The sequence below is a fragment of the Endozoicomonas numazuensis genome (assembly GCF_000722635.1).
In the GTDB taxonomy this organism is placed as follows: domain Bacteria; phylum Pseudomonadota; class Gammaproteobacteria; order Pseudomonadales; family Endozoicomonadaceae; genus Endozoicomonas_A; species Endozoicomonas_A numazuensis.
Genome location: NZ_JOKH01000003.1, coordinates 768,050 through 769,822 on the forward strand (window position 1 = coordinate 768,050; position 1,773 = coordinate 769,822).

Sequence of the window (1,773 nt, forward strand, 5' to 3'; positions counted from 1 at the left end):
ACAAAAGCAAACAGCCGGGTAAAGAACTTGCGGAAATAGCGAGTTTCAATGGGGTCAAGCATCTCCCGAAGGTAGGTGTCACAAGGGACTTGTCCAACTCTGTATAACGATTTCAGGTTACGTAACTTATCCGGTTTTTTTACACAATCACGGTCAAACTGAAGCAGTGACGGATACTTCAAGTGCATGACGGCAAGACCGCTCATGATGGCGTCATGAAGTGGAATTGAATCCTCATTGATTCTTTTGCGAAAATCAGGAATTTTCGAAGCTTCTTTAGAGACAATGGTGATCAGTTTTTCAGCAACAGTCTTTCGATTGGATGGCGGCACAGTAAAATAACAACACACATAAAATCTGGAATAATCTTGTTGAAAGTTTACAATTTCCTGATTGTCGAGTCAGCCTTAATCCCTTGGTACTATTGATCGGAATCAATTAAGCGGGAATTGCTGACCATTTGTTATGTGCGCTTACTCAATTGTTAGCCGAGCTATTGGAACCAATACTAGAAAAATTGTCAAAACAGTAGATATCATCTTTTACACGGAGGTGGAAAATGCTACCAATTATTGATACTAATTTAATTTCAAGTGACATTAATGTTGAAGATTTGTCACTAGAAGTAGAATATATTTATAGAAATAGAAATATTAAACCTGTTGATATCGACTCTGTTTCGGATAAAAGTGAAAAGTCTCGAAAAAGTATCAGACAGCATCCATACCCCCCAAAACAGTGGCAGCGCGACTCTAGTAAACGTCTTAAAAGTGTTGATTCAACTGTTATTGCAAACAGAGCCGTTGCTACCAGTCCAAAAATAAATGGTTATGAAGACTCTCATACACGTTTCATTTATAAACATTTTGACTTTAACCATTTATCAGATATGGACATAGTTGATATTTGCAACTTTAGAGACTCTATAAGAGAGTGGAAAGATGAGGCATCAATTGAAGTAAGTGTCATTTTGTGGCCAGTTATTAATAAAATTAATAGATTAGAAAAAGAAAGATTTCCTAAATCTAGTTCTAGCTTGCATTTATTTACTATTACGATTCAAGATGATCAACACCGCGCTAACCTAGATGGTAAAATTGCAGCTTTTTGCGAATGTGGCATGAAAAATGATTTTATTGATATGGTAAGAATCGCTTCTAACCCTATTTTTTATGAAGAAAGTAGTTCACCTTTCAAAGTCCGTGGTGCCGCAAGGGCTTTATTCGAAACTGTCAAAAATTACTCAGAAGAAAATCCAAAAATTAAAGGAGTGGTTGGATTTCCTACAAGTAAAATTTCAGCTTATCTATTTAAAAAGGAAGGTTTTATTATCGAGCCTTAAACTTTAATGAGCACATAACGCTTGCAGCAGGGGCGGCGAACACAGTGAGGCGTCCCTTTTGCCTGCACTTGTTAAGTGGCCCTGGCCGCTACGATGGTTGGGCTGGCGAGACTCCATTGATATTTTTTGGCACCTGACCTCACCGCCAGCAGATTAATCTATTTTCTGTTTTTTGCTGAGCACTGATTCAGAGTCACTGAGGAGAAAAAAAGCAAAGCACTTGTAAATGGTTGTCTATTGCTCAGAACTGAAGGACTCCGAACTCTGTGCTGTCGTGGCACAAGGAAAGAAAACCTGAAACCTCTTGCCAGCTCCGCCCAAAATTGAGAAACAGCATACTGCTTGCGCTGGCATTGCAAGAAGGATAATACACCTGATCTTGATCGCCAGATGGTACACACCTTCTTCTTTCTACTTGTACGGCACTTTCA

General features: G+C 38.9%; 2 protein-coding genes. One reads left to right on the forward strand and one right to left on the reverse strand.

Annotated elements, in window-relative coordinates; genetic code table 11:
• Window positions 1-332: hypothetical protein (locus GZ78_RS29545; protein ID WP_034837943.1), on the reverse strand; the 332-nt coding region annotated here is incomplete at its 3' end.
• 227 nt (window positions 333-559) lie between these two features.
• Between GZ78_RS29545 and GZ78_RS16110 the strand changes: the two genes are divergently transcribed.
• Complete coding sequence (locus GZ78_RS16110) at window positions 560-1,342, forward strand: tautomerase family protein (RefSeq protein WP_034837950.1); 783 nt, start codon at window positions 560-562, stop codon at window positions 1,340-1,342.
• Window positions 1,343-1,773: the final 431 nt, after the last annotated feature.

Coding starts and splice junctions, on each gene's coding strand:
- GZ78_RS16110 (WP_034837950.1), top strand. CDS start 560: ATGCTACCAATTATTGATACTAATTTAATTTCAAGTGACATTAATGTT.